The organism is Rhodococcus sp. 14C212, assembly GCF_011058195.1.
GTDB lineage: Bacteria > Actinomycetota > Actinomycetes > Mycobacteriales > Mycobacteriaceae > Rhodococcus > Rhodococcus aetherivorans.
On sequence record NZ_JAALEH010000036.1, the window covers coordinates 23,749 to 43,663 of the forward strand.

Annotated in this window: 19 protein-coding genes; 10 read left to right on the forward strand and 9 right to left on the reverse strand. The window is 71.8% G+C overall.

Going from position 1 to position 19,915, the window contains the following annotated elements:
* Nucleotides 1-7: 7 nt before the first annotated feature.
* From G6038_RS16845 to G6038_RS16855, 3 genes are all read left to right on the forward strand, one after another.
* Nucleotides 8-364, forward strand: coding sequence for an Lsr2 family protein (locus G6038_RS16845; RefSeq protein WP_006930387.1), 357 nt, complete (start codon nucleotides 8-10; stop codon nucleotides 362-364).
* Between the two features lie 223 nt (nucleotides 365-587).
* Nucleotides 588-2,018: a phospholipase D-like domain-containing protein gene (locus G6038_RS16850; RefSeq protein WP_165038967.1), complete on the forward strand. Its 1,431-nt coding sequence runs from the start codon at nucleotides 588-590 to the stop codon at nucleotides 2,016-2,018.
* Between the two features lie 256 nt (nucleotides 2,019-2,274).
* A complete protein-coding gene (locus G6038_RS16855; protein WP_165038968.1) occupies nucleotides 2,275-4,800 on the forward strand; it encodes an ATP-dependent Clp protease ATP-binding subunit in 2,526 nt (841 codons plus the stop codon).
* A gap of 70 nt (nucleotides 4,801-4,870) precedes the next feature.
* On the opposite strand, the gene G6038_RS16860 is transcribed toward G6038_RS16855, so the two are convergent.
* Nucleotides 4,871-5,464, reverse strand: a complete 594-nt coding sequence (locus tag G6038_RS16860; protein ID WP_165038969.1) for a TIGR03086 family metal-binding protein — start codon at nucleotides 5,462-5,464, stop codon at nucleotides 4,871-4,873.
* A gap of 93 nt (nucleotides 5,465-5,557) precedes the next feature.
* Between G6038_RS16860 and G6038_RS16865 the strand changes: the two genes are divergently transcribed.
* Nucleotides 5,558-6,505, forward strand: coding sequence for a WYL domain-containing protein (locus tag G6038_RS16865; RefSeq protein WP_165038970.1), 948 nt, complete (start codon nucleotides 5,558-5,560; stop codon nucleotides 6,503-6,505).
* A 9-nt stretch (nucleotides 6,506-6,514) separates the two neighbouring features.
* Here G6038_RS16865 and G6038_RS16870 read toward each other — a convergent pair whose 3' ends face one another.
* On the reverse strand, nucleotides 6,515-7,279 hold the full coding sequence (locus tag G6038_RS16870) for a PIG-L family deacetylase (RefSeq protein ID WP_165038971.1): 765 nt from the start codon (nucleotides 7,277-7,279) through the stop codon (nucleotides 6,515-6,517).
* A gap of 106 nt (nucleotides 7,280-7,385) precedes the next feature.
* On the opposite strand from G6038_RS16870, the gene G6038_RS16875 reads away from it, so the two are divergent.
* Nucleotides 7,386-8,585 carry an acyl-CoA dehydrogenase family protein gene (locus tag G6038_RS16875; RefSeq protein WP_165038972.1) on the forward strand — a complete coding sequence of 400 codons (1,200 nt, stop codon included), beginning with the start codon at nucleotides 7,386-7,388 and terminating at the stop codon, nucleotides 8,583-8,585.
* Between the two features lie 24 nt (nucleotides 8,586-8,609).
* Here G6038_RS16875 and G6038_RS16880 read toward each other — a convergent pair whose 3' ends face one another.
* Together G6038_RS16880 and G6038_RS16885 are read right to left on the reverse strand one after the other, a co-directional pair.
* The gene (locus tag G6038_RS16880; protein WP_165038973.1) at nucleotides 8,610-11,468 is read right to left on the reverse strand and encodes a BTAD domain-containing putative transcriptional regulator; all 2,859 of its coding nucleotides are present in this window, start codon (nucleotides 11,466-11,468) and stop codon (nucleotides 8,610-8,612) included.
* Nucleotides 11,469-11,493: 25 nt separating this feature from the next.
* Nucleotides 11,494-12,111 carry a YrhK family protein gene (locus G6038_RS16885; protein ID WP_165038974.1) on the reverse strand — a complete coding sequence of 206 codons (618 nt, stop codon included), beginning with the start codon at nucleotides 12,109-12,111 and terminating at the stop codon, nucleotides 11,494-11,496.
* Nucleotides 12,112-12,269: 158 nt separating this feature from the next.
* Here G6038_RS16885 and G6038_RS16890 point away from each other — a divergent pair, with 158 nt between their 5' ends.
* Nucleotides 12,270-12,710, forward strand: coding sequence for an OsmC family protein (locus G6038_RS16890; RefSeq protein ID WP_006947898.1), 441 nt, complete (start codon nucleotides 12,270-12,272; stop codon nucleotides 12,708-12,710).
* A gap of 82 nt (nucleotides 12,711-12,792) precedes the next feature.
* On the opposite strand, the gene G6038_RS16895 is transcribed toward G6038_RS16890, so the two are convergent.
* Together G6038_RS16895 and G6038_RS16900 are read right to left on the reverse strand one after the other, a co-directional pair.
* Nucleotides 12,793-13,296, reverse strand: coding sequence for a DUF1990 domain-containing protein (locus G6038_RS16895; protein ID WP_165038975.1), 504 nt, complete (start codon nucleotides 13,294-13,296; stop codon nucleotides 12,793-12,795).
* Between the two features lie 10 nt (nucleotides 13,297-13,306).
* Entirely contained in the window at nucleotides 13,307-13,633 is a 327-nt protein-coding gene (locus tag G6038_RS16900; protein ID WP_006947900.1) for an antibiotic biosynthesis monooxygenase, read from the reverse strand.
* Between the two features lie 32 nt (nucleotides 13,634-13,665).
* On the opposite strand from G6038_RS16900, the gene G6038_RS16905 reads away from it, so the two are divergent.
* The gene (locus G6038_RS16905; protein WP_165038976.1) at nucleotides 13,666-14,406 is read left to right on the forward strand and encodes an alpha/beta hydrolase; all 741 of its coding nucleotides are present in this window, start codon (nucleotides 13,666-13,668) and stop codon (nucleotides 14,404-14,406) included.
* On the opposite strand, the gene G6038_RS16910 is transcribed toward G6038_RS16905, so the two are convergent.
* The gene (locus G6038_RS16910) at nucleotides 14,407-15,297 is read right to left on the reverse strand and encodes an A/G-specific adenine glycosylase (RefSeq protein ID WP_165038977.1); all 891 of its coding nucleotides are present in this window, start codon (nucleotides 15,295-15,297) and stop codon (nucleotides 14,407-14,409) included.
* A gap of 95 nt (nucleotides 15,298-15,392) precedes the next feature.
* Here G6038_RS16910 and G6038_RS16915 point away from each other — a divergent pair, with 95 nt between their 5' ends.
* Complete coding sequence (locus G6038_RS16915; protein WP_006947904.1) at nucleotides 15,393-16,019, forward strand: carbonic anhydrase; 627 nt, start codon at nucleotides 15,393-15,395, stop codon at nucleotides 16,017-16,019.
* 58 nt (nucleotides 16,020-16,077) lie between these two features.
* Nucleotides 16,078-16,854, forward strand: a complete 777-nt coding sequence (locus G6038_RS16920) for a hypothetical protein (RefSeq protein WP_165038978.1) — start codon at nucleotides 16,078-16,080, stop codon at nucleotides 16,852-16,854.
* A 37-nt stretch (nucleotides 16,855-16,891) separates the two neighbouring features.
* Here the strand turns inward: G6038_RS16920 and disA are convergent, their stop codons facing one another.
* Complete coding sequence (gene disA / locus G6038_RS16925) at nucleotides 16,892-17,977, reverse strand: DNA integrity scanning diadenylate cyclase DisA (protein ID WP_006947908.1); 1,086 nt, start codon at nucleotides 17,975-17,977, stop codon at nucleotides 16,892-16,894.
* A gap of 97 nt (nucleotides 17,978-18,074) precedes the next feature.
* On the opposite strand from disA, the gene G6038_RS16930 reads away from it, so the two are divergent.
* The gene (locus G6038_RS16930; protein WP_165038979.1) at nucleotides 18,075-18,635 is read left to right on the forward strand and encodes a PaaI family thioesterase; all 561 of its coding nucleotides are present in this window, start codon (nucleotides 18,075-18,077) and stop codon (nucleotides 18,633-18,635) included.
* Nucleotides 18,636-18,644: 9 nt separating this feature from the next.
* Here the strand turns inward: G6038_RS16930 and dinB are convergent, their stop codons facing one another.
* Nucleotides 18,645-19,892: a DNA polymerase IV gene (dinB, locus tag G6038_RS16935; RefSeq protein ID WP_165038980.1), complete on the reverse strand. Its 1,248-nt coding sequence runs from the start codon at nucleotides 19,890-19,892 to the stop codon at nucleotides 18,645-18,647.
* Nucleotides 19,893-19,915 lie beyond the last annotated feature (23 nt).

Consider the following 19,915-nt stretch of genomic DNA (forward strand, 5'->3'; position numbering starts at 1 on the left):
GCAGCACATGGCAAAGAAGGTCACCGTTACCCTGATCGACGACGTGGACGGGGAGACGGCGGCGGACGAGTCCGTGGAATTCGGGCTCGACGGAGTCACCTACGAGATCGATCTGTCCGAAGACAACGCGGCCAAGCTCCGGGAAGAATTGGAGTTCTGGGTCACTCATGCCCGCAAGGTGGGTGGCCGTAAGCGCGCGAAGGTCGTGCCCACCGCGCCCGCTCCCCGTAAGTCTTCTCGCGGCGGCACGGACAGGGAACGTACCGCGGAAATTCGGGAATGGGCCCGTAACAACGACATGCCCGTCTCGGCCCGAGGCCGTATCTCCGCCGAAATCATCGAGGCGTACAACAAGGCGCACTGAGCCGGAAGCGCCGCCTTCCGTCCGACCGAGGCGATATCCGCGACAACTGTCGTGGATATCGCCTCGTCGTCGTGTCTCGCGGAATCCTTTCCTTATTCATGCGAAAAGCCGAAACGGTCGGTCGGAACGGGCCGCCGCCGGGAAGTGGAGACACGCGTCACACCCGCCCGGCATTCCGTCCGTCGCGGCGGAAACGGCGGTATCGCCGGGTAGCGTGTCGGCCATGGGAGAGCGGATTACCGTCCCGGGTGAGACGTGCTGGCGGGTCGATCGTGCCGATCGCCTCGCCTGCATCGTCGACGCCGCCGATTATTTCCGATACGCCAAGTCGGCGATGCTGCAGGCGCGCCGGCGGATCCTCCTCGTCGGGTGGGACTTCGACACGAGGATCAAGCTCGAACCCGACCGGAAGACCCTCGAGGGCCCGAACCGGCTCGGCGCATTCCTCAAGTGGCTGCCGCAGCAGCACCCGGATCTCGAGGTGTTCCTGCTGAAGTGGAACATCGGCGCATTCGCGGCCATCGGGCGTGGGATGACACCGGTCTTCGTGCTCAACTGGATGAGCGACCCGCGGCTCCGGCTCGAGATCGACGGCGCCCACCCTGTGGGAGCGGCGCACCACCAGAAGATCATCGTGATCGACGACGCCGTCGCGTTCTGCGGAGGCATCGACATGACCGTCGACCGCTGGGACACCAGCGAGCATCCGGACCACAGCCGCTACCGGCGGGAGCCGAACGGCCGCCGGTACGGGCCGTGGCACGACGTGACGACCGCGGTGGACGGCGCGGCCGCCCGCACGATCGGCGAACAGGCACGCGCCCGGTGGAAGGCTGCAACGGGGGAGGACCTCGAACCGGTCGACACCGGGCACACGATCTGGCCCGACGGGCTGCGCCCGGCACTGCGCGACGTCGACGTCGCCGTCGCACGGACCCTCCCCGAACTCGGCGACCGGGCGGAGGTCCGGGAGATCGAGGCCCTCTACCTGGCAGTGATCGCCGGCGCCCGCCGCACGCTCTACCTGGAGAGCCAGTACCTGGCGTCCCGGACCCTCGCCGAGGCGCTCGCGAAGCGGCTGCGGGAACCGGACGGCCCGCAGATCGTGCTGGTCCTGCCGCGCAACGCCGAGGGCTGGCTCGAGCAGAAGGCGATGGACGGCGCCCGCCGCAAGCTGCTGCACATGCTGTGGAACGCCGACGTCCACGGCCGGTTCGCCGCCTACTACCCCGTCACCGCGGGCGGGGCGCCGATCTACGTGCACGCCAAGGTCGTCGTCATGGACGACGTGCTGCTGCGCATCGGCTCGTCGAACCTGAACAACCGGTCCCTGGGCTTCGACACCGAGTGCGACCTCTTCGTCGAAGCGGACCACGAGGGCGACCACATCAGCCGCGCGGTGGTCGAGATGCGGGAGCGCCTGCTGTCCGAGCACCTCGGGGTGGCCCCGGACGACGTCGCGTCCGCCGTCCGGTCCGAAGGTTCGCTCGTCGCCGCGGTGGAGCGGCTGCGCGGACCCGGCCGGACCCTCGCACGATTCGAGCCGGGCACCGTCGCCGACGAGGACAGCCCCCTCGCGGAGAACGAACTCGTCGACCCGGAACGCGCCCCGCAGCGCATGGGACAGCGCCTTCGCCGGCTGATGCCCCGCTGAGCAGCGTGTTCGCTGCTGGCGTACACGGGGGCGGGAACGCGGTGCCGACGTGCAGCGTTACCCCTCGTAGCCGGAGTTGCCGCCGGCGCCGATCGGGTGGAGGGGCAGCGCCTCGAAACGGCGGCAACTAGAGTGTCAAGTGGGGTCGTGGAACCTGGTTCCACTCGACGACTCGAGTGCCGGAGCGAAACGCGGCAGCCGGGTCCGGAACGATCCGCGTACCGGACCTGTCGGCCGGAGAGTGTGAGGGAGTGCGATGTTCGAAAGGTTCACCGATCGCGCGCGGCGCGTCGTCGTCCTGGCTCAGGAAGAGGCCAGGATGCTCAACCACAACTACATCGGCACGGAGCACATTCTCCTGGGCCTCATTCACGAAGGTGAGGGCGTAGCGGCCAAGTCGCTCGAATCTTTGGGGATCTCCCTCGAAGGCGTCCGCAGCCAGGTCGAGGAGATCATCGGCCAGGGACAGCAGGCCCCGTCGGGCCACATCCCGTTCACGCCCCGTGCCAAGAAGGTGCTCGAGCTCAGCCTGCGTGAGGCGCTGCAGCTCGGACACAACTACATCGGTACCGAGCACATCCTCCTCGGTCTCATCCGCGAGGGTGAGGGCGTTGCGGCACAGGTGCTCGTCAAGCTCGGTGCGGACCTGAACCGGGTGCGCCAGCAGGTCATCCAGCTGCTCTCCGGATACCAGGGCAAGGAGCCCCAGGAATCCGGTCCCAGCCGTGGCGAGGCCGGCACCCCGTCGACGTCGCTGGTGCTCGACCAGTTCGGCCGCAACCTCACGCAGGCCGCGCTCGAGGGCAAGCTCGACCCCGTCATCGGCCGCGCGAAGGAAATCGAGCGCGTCATGCAGGTCCTGAGCCGTCGCACCAAGAACAACCCGGTGCTCATCGGCGAGCCGGGCGTCGGCAAGACCGCCGTCGTCGAGGGCCTGGCGCAGGCCATCGTGAACGGCGAGGTCCCCGAGACACTCAAGGACAAGCAGCTGTACACCCTCGACCTCGGTTCGCTGGTCGCGGGCAGCCGCTACCGCGGTGACTTCGAGGAACGCCTGAAGAAGGTGCTCAAGGAGATCAACAGCCGCGGCGACATCATCCTGTTCATCGACGAGCTGCATACGCTCGTCGGCGCGGGTGCCGCCGAGGGCGCCATCGACGCGGCGTCGATCCTGAAGCCGAAGCTGGCGCGCGGCGAGCTGCAGACCATCGGTGCCACCACCCTCGACGAGTACCGCAAGTACATCGAGAAGGACGCCGCGCTCGAGCGCCGGTTCCAGCCGGTGCAGGTGGGCGAGCCGACGGTGGAGCACACCATCGAGATCCTCAAGGGCCTGCGCGACCGGTACGAGGCGCACCACCGCGTGTCCATCACCGACAAGGCGCTGGTCGCCGCGGCGAGCCTCGCCGACCGCTACATCAACGACCGTTTCCTGCCGGACAAGGCGATCGACCTCATCGACGAGGCCGGTGCGCGCATGCGCATCCGCCGGATGACCGCGCCGCCGGACCTGCGCGAGTTCGACGACAAGATCGCCGACGCGCGCCGGGAGAAGGAGTCCGCGATCGACGCGCAGGACTTCGAGAAGGCCGCAAACCTGCGCGACAAGGAGAAGCAGCTCGTCGCGCAGCGCGCCGAGCGCGAGAAGCAGTGGCGCGCCGGTGATCTCGACGTCATCGCCGAGGTCGACGAGGAGCAGATCGCCGAGGTCCTCGCCAACTGGACCGGTATCCCGGTGTTCAAGCTCACCGAGGAGGAGACCACCCGTCTGCTCCGTATGGAGGACGAGCTGCACAAGCGGATCATCGGGCAGGAGGACGCCGTCAGGGCTGTCGCCAAGGCGATCCGGCGTACCCGCGCCGGCCTGAAGGACCCGAAGCGTCCCGCCGGTTCGTTCATCTTCGCCGGCCCGTCCGGTGTCGGTAAGACCGAGTTGTCGAAGGCGCTCGCGAACTTCCTGTTCGGCGAGGACGACGCGCTCATCCAGATCGACATGGGCGAGTTCCACGACCGGTTCACCGCGTCGCGGCTCTTCGGTGCCCCTCCGGGCTACGTCGGCTACGAAGAGGGCGGCCAGCTCACCGAGAAGGTGCGCCGCAAGCCGTTCTCCGTGGTCCTGTTCGACGAGATCGAGAAGGCCCACCAGGAGATCTACAACACCCTCCTGCAGGTCCTCGAGGACGGCCGCCTCACCGACGGCCAGGGACGCACGGTCGACTTCAAGAACACCGTGCTGATCTTCACCTCGAACCTCGGTACCGCCGACATCTCGAAGGCGGTCGGCCTGGGCTTCACCAAGGGCTCCGGCGCCGAGTCGAACTACGAGCGGATGAAGCTCAAGGTCAACGACGAGCTGAAGAAGCACTTCCGGCCCGAGTTCCTCAACCGCATCGACGACATCATCGTCTTCCACCAGCTCACGCAGGATCAGATCATCCAGATGGTGGACCTGATGATCGGTCGCGTCGAGGTGCAGCTGAAGAACAAGGACATGGGCATCGAGCTCACCGAGAAGGCGAAGTCCCTGCTCGCGAAGCGCGGCTTCGATCCGGTCCTCGGCGCCCGGCCGCTGCGCCGCACGATCCAGCGCGAGATCGAGGACCAGCTCTCGGAGAAGATCCTCTTCAACGAGATCGGCCCCGGCCAGATCGTCCTGGTCGACGTCGAAGGCTGGGACGGCGAGGGTGCCGGCGAGAACGTGAAGTTCACCTTCACCCCGAGCGAGAAGCCGGCCGAGGTCCCCGACACCCCGGCGGTGGCCCTGGCCAAGGACGCCGAGTAGTCCTGCTCCGACGAACGCCGACGGGCGGCACCCACTGCGGGTGCCGCCCGTCGGCGTTCGGGTGCCCGGATCAGCGCCGCCAGGCCGCGGTGTCCCGCCCGGACCAGTTCGCGAGCCGCTCGACGGGACTCGCGTCCGGCGCCGGCTCGACGGCCGCGCCGAAGGGAACCCGTCCGCCGCGCACGGAGGCCGGGATCTTGCTGCGCGCGACGACGAACGCGGCCTCCACGAGCACCGGATCCGGCTCGGCCGGCAGTCCCGTGGCGACGGCGAGATCCCAGCCGTGCACGAGGGCCTCGTTGAGATTGCTCAGCACGGCGGCGCGGCCGGGCACCGTTCCCCACGGCGCGACGACGGGCCGGTCGAGCAGGTCGTCGTCGCTCCACACGGTCCGGTAGTGGGCCTGCGCCCGCTCGAGTTCGGCGTGCCACGCGTCGTCGGGCACGCCGGTCAGGAACTCCGGAACACTCAGCGGGTCGCCGTCGCCGCCGATCACGCGGCCGCGATCGACGGTGGCGACGAGGTGGCCGAGCAGGGCGCGCACGTCGTAGTCCGGACAGGGCGTCGGGTCGGCCGTCTGTTCGGGGCGGACCTCGTCGATCAGCGTGGCCACCCACGCCAGGGCGTCGCGGTAGAGGGGACGGGGGTCGGACGCGGTGCTCATGTCGGGCCTTTCGGTCGTGTGGTTGCTGCCGGACCCGATCCTGCGCGCGAAACATGACACCTTCTGTCAGGTATTTCTGGGAGAGTTCGGCAGGTGCGAGCCGATCGGTTGCTGTCCCTGGTCCTGCTGCTGCGACACCGCGGCCGGGTGACCGCGCCCGCGATCGCCAGGGAACTGGAGGTCTCGGTGCGTACCGTGCTGCGCGACGTCGAGGCCCTGTCGGCGGCCGGGATCCCCGTCTACGCCGAACGCGGACGCGACGGCGGGTTCGCGCTGCTGCCCGGCTTCACCACCGACCTGACCGGCCTGACCGTCGACGAGGCGACCGCCCTGCTCGCGGCGAGCACGTCGACCACCCCCGACTCGCTCGGCATGGCGTCCGCGTTCGCCTCGGCGATGCGGAAGGTGACCGTCGCGCTGCCCGAGGCGCAGCGCACCGCCGCGGCGCGGGTCGGGGAGCGGATCGTCGTCAGCTCGTCGGGGTGGGTGGTCGATCACCGGCGGGACGAGCACCTCGGCGTCGTGCAGCAGGCCGTGTTCGCCGATCGCCGCCTGCGCATCCGCTACCGCTCCCGCGGCGCCGAGGCGCGGTGGCGGACCGTCGACCCGCTCGGGTTGGTCAGCGCGGCGGGCCGCTGGTATCTGGTGGCGCTGCATCGCGGCGCCGAACGCACCTACCGCCTCTCCCGCATGGAACGGGTGCAACTGCTCGACACCGCCGCTCACCGCCCACCCGACGTCGACCTCGCCCGGATCTGGCAGCGGCGCCGCACCGAGTTCCGGGCCGGCCTGGGCACTGTCACCGCCGCGGTGCGGATCCGGGACCGGCGCCGGGAAGACCTCGCGGCGATCGCGATCCGCGTCGTCGCGCAGCGGCCCACCGGTGACGGCTGGTGGGAGGCCGCGGCGGAGTTCGGCGGGGCTGCCCACGCCGGCGCCGCGATGTGGCAACTCGGCGACGACGCCGAGCTGCTCGGGCCGCCCGGGCTCCGGGAACAGGTCCGGTCGTCGGCCGAGCACCTCGCCGAGCGGCACCGGTAGCCCGGCCCGTCACAGCGCCACCGCGGTTCTCGCCGCCGCAGCCCCGAGGTCCGGGATGCGACGGGCGTCGACGAACGCCTCCTCCGCGATCTGGGCCGCGTAGACCGCCGGGTCGATCCGCGCGACGAGGTCGGCGGTCTGGGTCGCCATGACCCGCAGCGCGGTGAGTTTGCGGTCGAGCGCGAGCCCGTGCAGCCGGACGTGGATCGCGAGCCGCTCTTCGGGCACGCCCGTGGGGCGCTCGTCGCTCATGTACATGCCCCATTCCTCGTAGAGGTCCCGGAACCGGTCGAGATGCTCCACGGTGGGGGTGGCGTACAGCAGCCGGGAACGGCCGCCGCGGGCACGCCAGGCCCGGGTGACCCAGCGGTGCACGGCGGTGTGGTCGGGGTGGTAGGTCATCCCGTCGGCGCCGAAGGTCAGGATCGTGTCGGGGCGGACATCGTCGAGGAGCCGTCCGGCCCACGCGAGACCGGCGTCCTCGTGCTCGGCGAGGGCGCCGTCCGGCAGGCCGAGGACGTGGTGCTCCTCGACACCGAGGACGGCCATGGCGGCGGCCGCTTCCCAGCGGCGGACCCGGCCCAGCCGCTCGGGGGGCCACGAGGCGGGGTCTGCGGTTCCGTGCTCGCCGGCGGTCGCCGAGGCGCACACGACGCGCCGGCCGTCGTCGCGGGCGGCGGCCATGACGCCGGCGGCGAGGTAGGTCTCGTCGTCGGGGTGGGCCCAGATCGACAGGATCGTCCCGGGCAGGGGCAGGGATGTCGTCGCGTTCATGCCTGTCACGGTTCCTGCGGGCCCTGTCCCGGCGCTCCCGCGCGCTCTCGGCGCGCTGTGATCCGGTGGGAGCGCGGTGAGGGCAGGCGGGCGCATCGTCGTGGCCATGGACACCACACTCACCATGAACCCGACCCGAAACCGGACCGCAACCGAGTTGCCGACCGAGATGCTGGAGCGGTTCCGATCCCGTGCCGGCGAACTCGACCGGTCCAACTCCTACTTCGACGAGGACCTCGCCGAGTTGCGGGCCGCCGGCTATCTCGCCGCCGCCGTACCCACCCGCCACGGGGGATGGGGGCTCGATCTGGCCCGGCTGGCCGCGAGCCAGCGGCGCCTCGCCCGTTACGCCCCGGCGACCGCGCTGGCGATGACGATGCACTCCTACTGGATCGGGATCGCCACCGAACTGGAACGCACGGGCGACACGTCGCTCCGCTGGATCCTGGAGGCCGCGGTGGCCGGCGACGTGTTCGCTGCCGGACACGCCGAGACGGGCAACGACATCCCGGTGCTGCTGTCGACGTGCCGGGCGCAGCGCGTGGCGGGCGGCTACCGGCTCACCGGCCGCAAACAGTTCGGCTCCAACGGTCCGGCGTGGCGGTGGCTCGGCGCGCACGCCGTCGACGCGGACGCGGCGGGCGGGCCGCACATCGTGCACGCGTTCGTCGAACGAGGCAGCGCGGGGGTGAAGGTCGTAGAGACGTGGGACACCCTCGGCATGCGGCCCACGCAGAGCCACGACACGGTCCTCGACGACGTCTTCGTGCCCGACGACCGCATCGGGCGGGTCGTCCCCGCGGGCGACGGCAGCGACCCGTTCCTCGTGGCGATGACGATGTGGCCGCTCTCGCTGATGGCCGCGGTGTATCTGGGGATCGCCGACCGCGCCCTGGAACTTTCCGTCCGCAGCGCCCGGCGCAAGACCTCGGTGGCGATCGAGCGGGGCGCGTACGCCTACAACCCGTTCGTGCAGCACCAGGTCGCGGAGATGTACCTCGAGCTGGACGCCGCCTCGGCGACGCTCGACCGGTTCGTCGCGGACCGGGTCGCCGGCACGGACCACGGCGACGAGTGGGTGCCGAAGGTGTATGCGATGAAGTGGCGGGCGGTGGAGGCGGCCAAACGGGTCGTGGACATCGCCCTCGACGTGGCCGGTGGCGCCGGCATGTTCACCGGCAACGAGCTCGAACGCCTCTACCGCGACGTGCGGTGCGGGGGATTCCACCCCGGCAACGACGCGCTGACCCACGAGCTCGTCGGCAAGTCGTTGCTGGGCATTCTCGGCGAACAGCCCAGGTGGTGAGGTCCGGGCTCCCGGCCCGGTCGGTCACAGCGCGCGGAGCGCATGCTCGGCGGCGGCCTCGCCGTCGAGCATCGCGCCGTGTCGTCGCGCCGCCTCGTACGCGTCGTCGCCGAGCTCGGCGCGCAGTCGCGCACCGAGCTCGTCCAGGGCCACCTCGTCGGCGCCGAAGATGCGGTGACCGGCCGCGGTCGCGCGGACGGCCCCCTCGAGCACCGCGGCGTCGCGGTGGTGGCCCAGGCGTTCGAGAAGTCCGGCGATCGAGCGCAGCATCGTCCATTGCGTCGACCACATCCCGGCCCGCCGCCAGTGCGGGATCAGCCGCCGGTACTCGTCGGCGGCGGCCGCGGGATCACCGATCCGGGCGTCGAGTGACGCCTTCGACGCGCCGGCGAGACCGGTGACGAACGAGGCGTTCGTCTGCGCCGCGATGTCCAGGGCCCGAGCGAAGCGCGCGCGGGCCCGTTCGACGTCGACTGCCAGGTCCGCCTCCCCGGCGCAGTGCCAGACATACGCGGCGTGCGGCGTGCGTGCGTCGGCGACCTCGGCGAGGAGTGCCTCGGCCTGCTCGACGGCGGCCGGGTCACCCGCATAGCCCAACGGCAGCAGCTCGGTGGCACGCGCCATGAGCCGCTGCGCCGGGTCGGTCGCGGCGGCCGCGGCGGCCCGCCGATACCAGGCGGCGGCCTCGTCGAGATGCCCCTCGAACAACTCGTAGCTCCCGCGAACGGTCATCGCCTCCGCCGCCGGCTCGGTCTTCCCCCGCTCGACGGCGCGCAGCGCAACAGCGCTGAGCCGGCCCGTCTCGGCCACGTCGCCGGACATCCATGCCGCGTAGGCGGCCACCACCCGCACGCGCGCCGCGAACGGGCTCCGGCCCGCCGGATCGGCGTCGATCACCATCCGCGCCCAGCCCAGCACGTCCGGTCGCAGCCGGAAGATCCCGTAGTCCAGCAGGGCGTTGACGAGACGCCCGGCGAGCGCGACCTCGTCGTGGTCGAGCAACCAGCCGAGCGCGCTGCGCAACTCCGGTACGGCGGCATCGATCTGCGCCAGGACCGGCTCACCCGGCTGCAGCAGTCGTCGATCGGCGCGGTCGACCCAGTCGGCCAGGTGCCGGGCGTGCCGTTCCGCGACGAGGTCGACCCGGCCCTCGCGGGTGAGCTGTTCGGCGCCGAACGCCCGCAGCGTCTCGAGCAGCATGTACCGGCGGCCGGGTATCCGCATCACCAGCGAGCGCTCCACGAGGTGCGTCAACGCCGCGGTGACCGTCCCCGGATCCGTGCCGCAGACCGCCGCGGCGTCGGCCGCGTCGAACGATCCCGAGAACACCGACAGTTCCGCGAAGGTCCGCTGCAGATCCTCCGCGAGCAGCCCGAACGACCACGACACCGCCGCGGCCAGCGACCCGTGCCGTGGCGACGTGCGGTACCCCGACGCCAGCAGCTCGAAGCGGTGGTCCAGGCCCGCGGCGACCTCCGCGACCTCGTGGGTGTGCAGGCGCGCAGCCGCCAGCTCGATCGCCAACGGCAACCCGTCCAGGCGCCGCACGATCTCGGCGATGCAGGCGCGTTCTCGCCCGTCCGGCTCGAAGCCGGGGACGACGGCCCGCGCCCGCTCCTCGAACAACCGCACGGCCGGTGCGTCCTCGCCGTCGTACGACAGCGTCGGCACGCTGCGGACGTGCTCACCCACGACTCGGAGCCGCTCCCGGCTCGTCGCCACGATCCGCACGTGCGCGCAGATGGCGAGCAGGCGTTCGACGACCGCGGCGATCGGATCGAGCACGTGCTCACAGTTGTCGAGCAGCAGCACGATCTCGGTGTCACCCAGCACGTCGGCCACCCGCTCGGCGAGGGAGGTGCCGGGACGGGCGTCGATTCGCAGGCCGGCGGCGACCACGTCGACCGCGGAGTCCGGGTCGGCAGTGGCCAATTCGCACAGCACCACCGGCCGGTCCGGTCGTCCGGCACGGAGCCGGTGCCCGACCTCGAGGAGCAACCGGGTCTTGCCCACCCCGCCCGGACCGACCAGGGTCACCAGGCGTCCGGACTCCGCCAGCTCGGTCACCGCCACCGCCAGGGCGTCCCGGCCGACGAGCGATGTCGCCGGAACCGGCAACCGGCCCACCGGCGCCCACACCCGGTCGGTGACACCGGCGAGCAGTTCCGCGTGGTGGGCCGCCAGTGCCGGCGACGGTTCGATGCCCAGCTCGTCGCCGAGCAGCCGCCGGAAGTCGTCGTAGACCCGTAGCGCCTCGGCCCGGCGTCCGGTTGCCGCGAGTGCGGTCATCAGCAGCGCGCGCGGCCGTTCCCGCAACGGTTGTGCGTCGGCGAGCGCCACCAGTTCGGCAACGAGGCCGTCGGTGTCGCCCCGCGCGAGCCGCACCTCGGCCCGGACCTCGTGGGCCCGGGAACGCAGCTCCTCCAGCCGCGTCGCCTCCGCCCGGGCCTCCTCCACCTCGTCGAGTTCGGGGTAGGCGGGACCCCGCCAGCGGGCGAGCACGGCGTCGATCCCGGCCGGCGCGACGGCCTCCCCCGTCGCTCCCGCGCTCAGGGCCGCCACGAGGCGGTCGGCGTCGACCTCGACACCGGCCGGATCGAGCCGATAGCCCTCACCCACCGACTCGATCAGGCCGTCGGGCAGACCACGGCGAAGCCGGAACATGTGGTTCTGCAGGGCGGCGGCCGGGTCCGCCGGCCGCCTGGACGGCCACAGGGCGTCGACGGCGGAGTGCGCCGGCACCACCCGGCCCCGCCGGAGCACCAGCAGCGCCAGCAGGCGTCGCTGCAGCGGCCCGTCGGGAGTGATGTCGCGACGATCCGCGTCCAGCACGCGGATCGGGCCGAGCACCTCGACCCGCACCCGGTCGCCACCCGAGACCACGAAACCATTGGACCACCCGGGGCCTTCAGGTGCGATGCGGTTCCGCCGGATCGGCCGGCCGCATCCACAGCGCCGCGACGAGGAAGCACAACGCCCCGACGAACGTGCCGAAGTCGGCGAGCCGCGGCGCGAGCGTCGCGCCGGCCGGATCGACGTGGGCGCCGACGGCCGAGGCGCCGAATGCGAGCGAGCCGAGCATGTTCAGCCACGTGCTGCGCCAGTTGCGGGCGTGCGGATCCCACAGCGCGTCGGTGTCGGTGGTCGCCACCACCGCCAGTGCGCTGCTGACGAGGAAGCACACCGAGCCGACGGCGTCGGGGCGCCACACCAGGTTCCGCTCCTCGGACGCCGTCAGACCGGCGACGAGCGCGAATCCGGTGCTCACGTTGAACGCGAGTGTGCCCGCCCACTGCACCGCGGCCGACCACCAGTCGTACCGGTCCACGCGCGTCGCCGCGGGTGGGCGGTGCGTCAGCAGCAGCTGCACTGTCGCTGCCGCGGTGAAGAACCACGAGCCCACGAAGTAGAACAGATTCGAGGTGGCGGCGGGGAGGACGAGCACGCCGCCGGAACCGGCGGCGAACAGGGCGGAGCCGATGACGAACAGCCGCGATTCGCGGCGCAGCGTCGGCCGGGTGAACACACCCGCGAACCTAGCGGCCGCGGCCCGCCGCCGTGCAAGGGGGCGGCACCGCCGCCGTGCACAGGGGCGGCACCGCCGCCGTGCGGAACCGGAGCCGGGCCGCGCGACGTGGCGTAGGTTCGGCGGGGGAGGACACCCCACGACGAAGGGACCGATCGATGCCCACACGTACCGCTCGCACCGCCTGGAACGGTGGCCTGCAGGACGGCGCCGGACAGGTCGAACTCACCAGCTCCGGCCGCGCCACGTTCGACGTCTCGTTCCCCAAGCGGGCCGCCGAGGACGCCGGCGGCACCACCAGCCCGGAGGAGCTCATCGCCGCGGCACACTCGTCGTGCTACGCGATGCAGCTCTCGGCGCTGATCGCCGAGGCCGGCGGCACACCGCAGAGCCTCGACGTCACGGCCGACGTCTCGCTCGGCCCCGACCCGGACGGCGGTTTCCGGCTCACCGGCATCAAGCTGACGGTGCGCGGCGAGGTCGACGGCCTCGATGCCGACGGGTTCGCGAAGGCTGCGCAGGGAGCCAAGGAGGGCTGCCCGGTCAGCAAGGCACTGACCGGGGTGGATATCACGCTCGACGCGGCACTCGAATCCTGAGCGATTCCACCACCGCGGGTGCGCACCTCCTGCGGCGACCGCCCGGCGTGTCGTCCCCGGAAGTGCGCACCCGCGGCGTGCGTCACCGGCCGGCGAGCGCGTCGAGGTAGCGGCCCATCATCCACCGCTGAGCGAGCGGCAGGACCGGCGCGCCGAGGCGGGTGAACCATCGGCCGGGACGGGAGACGGCGGTGATGTGGCCGAACACCGCGCCGTCGGGCCGTCGCTCGACGACGAACGCCTCCTCCCCGCTGACCGGGTGACCGTCGAGGGTGCCGTACGCGAAACCGCGGCGATCCGGCTCGTCGACGACGTAGACCACGCGGCACCACGCCCCCCAGCGCGCCGGACCGAACGGTGGATCCAGCCGTACCTCCAGCCCCGCCCGCGGCGGAGGAGTGGTCGCATCGACGCGAAACCCCGCATGCCGCTGCATGTTCCAACTTTCGAGTGCCCGAACGGCGGCACGGAACGCGACGTCGCCCGAGCCGAGGCGGCGGGTGAGGTGCGCGTGCCGGAACCCCGCCGGAACCCCGCCACGCGTGGCGCCGACGTGCGGGTAGTTGAACGAGCGCTGCGCGTTCACGGCGGCGCGCTCAGCCCTGGTCGGTGTCCTCGCCGGCGGCCTTGACGTCGAGCACGACCTCGAATTCGAGCAGCGACGCCCCCGACGCGACCGGCCGCTTCGCCTCACCGGCGTGCGCCTGCCGGGCCGGGCCGTCCCGCCACGCCGCGAAGGCCTCCTCCGACTCCCACTGGGTCACCACGAAGTAGCGCGTCTCGCCCTGCACCGGCCGCAGGAGCTGGAAACCGAGGAAGCCGGGCGAGTTCTCCACGGTGTGCGCGCGATGCGCGAAGCGCGTCTCCAGTTCCGGGCCCGCGCCCTCGGGGACCTCGATTGCATTGATCTTCACCACTGCCATGGCGGCGAGCGTACTCCGCTACCTTGGCGGTTGTGTTGCACGACGAAGGTGGTTCCGGGCGGCCGATCCTCCTGCTGCACGGCCTGATGGGCAGCTCCCGCACGTGGCGCCGGCAGTTGCCGTGGCTGCGCGCGCACGGCCACATCCACACCTTCGACGCCGCCGGCCACGGCCGTCCCGCCCCGGACCGGCTCACCACCGAGGCGTTCGTCGCCGACCTCGCCGCGCACCTCGACGACATCGGTGAACCGCTGGTGGTGATCGGGCACTCGATGGGCGCCCTGCACGGGTGGTGCTTCGCCGCCGCGCACCCCGACCGGGTGGCCGCGCTCGTCGTCGAGGACATGGCCCCCGACTTCCGGGGCCGCACCGCCGCGGACTGGGCCGCGATGATCGCGCGGTGGCCGCAGCCGTTCCCGGACGAGGAGGCGGTCGTCGGCTACTTCGGCGACGTCGCCGGCCGGTACTTCCTCGACTCCTTCGAGCGTCGCGCCGACGGCTGGTATCTGCACGGCGAGGTGGCCACCTTCCGCGACATCTCCGAGGAGTGGGGCGCCCGGCACTTCTGGGACCAGTGGCGGTCGATCTCGGTGCCTGCCCTGCTCGTCGAGGGGGAGTTCACCATCACCCCCGAAGGACAGATGCGGCGGATGGCCGACGAGCATCCCGGGGCCCGGTACGCCCGGATTCCGGGCGCAGGGCACCTGGTGCACGACGAACGCCCCGACGAATACCGCGCCGAGGTCGAACGGTTCCTCCGCGCCCTCGCCTGATCACGCCTGGCCGGCGAAGCCCTCGCCGGCGAGCGCGAAACGCCCGTCGTCGGTCTGTTCCACGAGGCCGTCCACGAGCAGCGAGTGCAGCGCCCGGTCGCGCTGCCCCGGATCCGTGAGCCACACCCGGTCCAGCACGGGCCGCTCGACCGGGACGTCGCTCTCGCGCAGCACCGCCATGAGCTTGCCCCGCACCTGACGGTCGGTGCCCGTGAACTTCTGCACCCGTCGCGGCGGGCCGTCGTGGGCGGGCCGGCCGGCCTCCACCCACGCGCACCGCGGCAGCGGGCAGCGGGCGCAGTCGGGCGAGCGGGCCGTGCAGATCGTCGCCCCGAGTTCCATCAGGGCTGCGGAGAACGTCGCCGCCCGCTCGCGGGTTCGCGGCAGCAGCGACTCGACGTCGGCCAGATCCCGGGTGGCCGACGGGTTACCGGGTTCGGCGGCACCGTGCACCGCGCGTGCGACGACGCGACGGACGTTCGTGTCCACCACCGGGACGCGCCGGCCGTACGCGAAGCAGGCGACCGCCCGCGCCGTGTACGCGCCGATGCCCGGCAGCGACAGCAGCACGTCCACATCGGCAGGGACCACGTCGCCGTGCTCGGTGGCCAGGACCCCGGCGCACTCGTGCAGCCGCAGCGCCCGGCGCGGATATCCGAGCCTGCCCCAGGCGCGCAGGACGTCGGCCCGGCTCGTGGCGGCCATCGTCGACGGCACCGGCCACCGCTGCACCCACTCCAGCCAGATCGGTGCCACGCGGGCCACCGGCGTCTGCTGCAGCATCACCTCGCTCATCAGGATCTGCCAGCCGGTGACGCCCTCCTCGCGCCACGGCAGATCCCTCGCCTCGGCGGCGTACCAGCGCAGCAGGGCGGTCGCGTCGACCGGCATCTCTCACATCCTCCCGTCCCGTTGTCGGCCCGATTTAGCCCCGCGGTAACTCCACCGAGCGGGATGCGTCACAGTAAGGGATGGATAATGCCCTTATGCCGAACTCCAACCCCATTTCCGCGTGGAAGGCCCTGACCGAGGGTAACCAGCGATTCGTCAGTGGTACCCCGCTGCACCCCAGCCAGGGCATCGACCACCGTGCCACCCTCGTCAACGAGCAGCACCCCATCGCGGTGCTCTTCGGATGCGGCGACTCGCGGGTGGCCGCCGAGATCATCTTCGACCAGGGCCTCGGCGACATGTTCGTCGTGCGCACCGCCGGACACGTGATCGACAGCGCGGTGCTCGGTTCGATCGAGTACGCGGTCGGCGTGCTGAACGTGCCGTTGATCGTCGTGCTCGGTCACGACAGCTGCGGCGCGGTCAAGGCCACCCTGGACGCCCTCGACAAGGGCGACATTCCGCCGGGATTCATCCGGGACATCGTCGAGCGCGTCGCGCCGTCGATCCTCATGGGCCGCAACGACGGGCTGTCCACGGTCGACGAGCTCGAGGGCCGCCACGTGGTGGAGACCGGGAAGCTGCTCAGCCAGCGGTCCCAGATCATCGCCGAGCGCATCGCCAAGGGGCAGTGCGCCATCGCGGGCGTGACCTACAAGCTCTCCGACGGTCACGTCCAGTTGCAGGGGCACGTCGGCGACATCGGTGTGACCGTCGACTGACGCGACACGCCGACTTCGGTGCGGCGGCGCCTCGCCGGTGGCACATACCGTGTGAGGCGTGCTTGAACCGACCGGGCCGCTGCCCCCCGAGATCTACTGGCGTCGACGCGCGCTCGCCGTTGGTGTCGGCGTGGTCGTGCTCGCGCTCGTCGTGTGGCTCGTCCTGTCCCTGACCGGCGGGGGCGACGACCCGGAGCCCGACCCGGCGGCCGCCGGCGTCCTGACGTCCGAGACCAGCACCACCCGCACACCCACCAGCAGCACCGGGAGCGAGGAGGCCGACGGCGTCGCCGCCGCCGGCCCCGGCGGGTCCTCCGGAGGCTCCGACTCGGGGTCGTCCCAGTCGGGGTCGTCGCAGTCGGGGTCGTCCCAGTCGAGCACGACGTCGGGGTCCGCCGGGTCCTCGAGTTCCGCGGCGGCGAGTGCGTCCGCCGTCGCGGCCGGGCAGTGCCCGGACCAGTCGCTCGCCGTGCGGGTGACCGCGGACCGGCCCAACTACCAGGTGGGCGAGGAGCCCGAGTTCACCATCGTCATCACGAACATCGGCACGACCGCCTGCGAGCGCGACCTCGGCGCGGGCCTGCAGCAGGTGCTGGTCTACTCGCTCGACGGCAGCCGACGACTGTGGGCGAACACCGACTGCTTCCCCGAGTCCACCGCCGATGTGCGCAAGCTGGCCCCGGGTGACCAGGCCGCCTTTGCGGTGAAGTGGTCCGGAACGACCTCCGAGCCCGGTTGTCAGGCGCCGCGGGAGCGGGTCCCGGCCGGCGCTTACACGGTGGTCGGCCAGCTCGGGGGCCTGCGCAGCACGCCCGAGCCGTTCAACATCGCCTGACGGGCCGACACCGCCCGACCGGCGTCGTGCTCGCGGATCAGTCGTACGGGCCGCTGATCGACGATTCCGCCAGCCGCGACAGCCCTTCGCGGATGTAGCGGGCCCACAGCCCGCCGATGCCCTCCACGGACTGCAGGTCCGCCGCCGTCGCCGCCAGCAGGCCCTGCAGGCTTCCGAACGAGCCGACCAGCCGATGGATCTGCGACGACTGCAGCCGCGGCACCCGATGCAGCACGCGGTAACCGCGCGGACTCGTCGCCGCGTCCAGCGCCTCGATCGTGCCCGGATACCCGAACACGCGCGCCAACGTCGTCAGATCCAGCAGATCGACGTCGGTGAGCCGGTCCAGCGCGGCGAGGGTCTGCTCGACGGCGACGAGCTGCGGCGCTTCCGTGCCGGCCAGATAGTCCCGCACGATCAGCTGCCGGGCCAGGTCGTTGTCGCCCACCAGCTCCTCGAGCTGCAGGGCCAGCTGCCGGCCGTCGGTGCCCAGTTCGAGCACCTCCTGTTCGATCTCCACCGAGACGCGCCGCACCATCTCGAGCCGCTGCGCGACGGTGAGCGCGTCGCGCAGCGTCACGAAGTCCTCGATCTCCACCACCGACAGCTGCCGGGTGACCTCGTCCAGCCGCGACTTGTAGCGCTCGAGCGTCGCGACGGCCTGGTTGGCGCGGGAGAGGATGGTCGCCGAATCGTTGATCACGTGCCGCTGGCCGTCGACGTAAACGGTCACGATGCTCATCGACTGGCTCACCGACACCACCGGGTAGCCCGTCTGGATCGCGGTGCGCTCGGCGGCGCGGTGCCGCGTGCCGGACTCGACGGTGGGGATCCGGTGATCGGGTACCAGCTGCACGTTGGCCCTGACGATGCGGCCGCCGTCGGTGGACACCACGACCGCGCCGTCCATCTTCGACAGCTCCCGGAGCCGGGTGGGGGCGAACTCCACGTCCAGTTCGAAGCCGCCGTCGCACAGCGCTGCCACGTCGTCGTCGAACCCGAGAACGATCAGACCCCCGGTGCGGCCGCGCAGGATGCGCTCGAGACCGTCGCGCAGGGCGGTGCCGGGCGCGAGCCGGGCGATGGTCTCGCGCAGTGTCACGGACGGTGCCACATCGGTCATCGATGGATCCTTCCCGTGTCCGGCCGGTGCGGCGAACGTCACTTCGTGCCGGTCCGCCCGGTGGAGCCGACCGAACCGCCGACTAGATTACTGCCCCATGAGCGGTACCTGGACCCTGCCCGACGACCTCACCCTTCCCAAGCTTCCCGACGACCATCCCGGGGCGGGCGCGCCGATTCCGTCCCATTGGAGCAAGTGCTTCGGTTGCGGCGACGACCAGCCCGCGGGAATGGCGATGCAGTTCACGTTCGGCGAGGGTCTCGAGATCACCGGCATGCTCGACGTCGCGAACCGCTACCAGGGCGGCCCCGGCTTCATCCACGGCGGGATCCTGACCACGGCGTTCGACGAGGCGCAGGGCATGGCGTGCATGGTGCTGCGCCGGCCCGTCGTCACCGGTCACCTGCAGATCGACTTCGCCAAGCCCATCCCCCTCGGATCGGTGCTCGAGCTGCGCGCCCGGATCGACGGGACGGTGCGCCGCAAGGTGTACACCAGCGCGGAGGCCCGCATCGTCGAGGGACCGTTCGCCGACCCGGACGTCGTCGTCGCGACGTCGCGCGGGTTGTTCCTCACCGTCGGTGCGCAGCACTTCGACAAGGCCAAGGACTTCGTCGACGGGGTACCCAGGTCGCCGCACGGCACCTCGTCCGTGTAGCCGCCCCGGTCACTCCGGGAGAAGGGGAACGGCCGGGTGCGGACGCCGGCCGAGTAGCGAGGCCGACGTCAGCGCCCGCGTGCCGAACCGGCCGTGCACATCGTCGAGCACGGCGTCCAGGGCGTGGCGGTCGACGGGCGGACGGCCGGCCGCCGCACCGTCGGAGGCCGGTTCGTCGAACGGCAGCTCGAGCTGTTCGGTGTCCGCGGAGTCGAGATTCGACACGGCGACGCCGATCAGGGTCAGCCCCCGGTCTGCGACCAGCGGCCCCGCCTGGACCAGCAGCTCCCGCGCGGCGCCGAGGACGACGTCCGTCCGGGCGGTGGGACCGCGCAGCGTGTGCGACCGCGTCACCCGCGTGTAGTCGGCGAAGCGCAGGCGCAGCACCACGGTGCGACCGGGCCGCCCGGCCGCGCGCATGCGGCCGGTGACCCGTTCCACCAGCATCCGCAGCGTCGCGTCGACCTTCTCGGGATCGTGTCCGGCGGCGCTGAGGGGCCGGCCGAGGGCGTGCTGCGCGCCTATGGACCGGCGCCGGCGGTGGGGGCGGACCGGTCTCGGATCGTGCCCGTGTGCGAGCGCGTGCAGGTGACGTCCCGTGGACTTGCCGAGCAGGGCGACGAGCTCGACCTCGCTCTCCCGCGCCAGGTCGGCCACGCGGCGGATGCCGTGCGCGTGCAGGGTCGCGGCGGTGACCTTGCCGACGCCCCACAGGCGTTCGACAGGCAGCGGGTGGAGGAACTCGAGTTCCCGGTCGGGAGGCACCACCAGCAGCCCGTCCGGCTTGGCGACGCCGCTCGCGACCTTCGCGAGGAACTTGGTCCGGGCCACCCCCACCGTGATCGGCAGCCCCACCTGTTCGGCGACGTCGCGCCGCAGCCGCGCCGCGATGTCCGCCGGGGTGCCGCCGATTCGCCACAGCCCGGCGACGTCGAGGAAGGCCTCGTCGACGGAGACGGCCTCGACGAGCGGCGTGGTCTGCTCGAACACCGTGAACACGGCGCGGCTGGCCCGCGCGTACGCGTGCATGCGGGGAGGAACGAGGATCGCCGCCGGGCACAGGGCGCGGGCGGCGCGCCCGGACATGGCCGTCGCGACGCCGCAGGCCTTGGCCTCGTAGCTGGCGGCGAGCACGACGCCTCCCCCGCCCACGATCACGGGCCGGCCGCGCAGGCTCGGGTCGTCGCGTTGCTCGACCGACGCGTAGAACGAGTCGAGGTCGGCGTGCAGGATGGTCGCGTGACCGGACACGAACACATGTTCGCATCCGGTTCCGACAC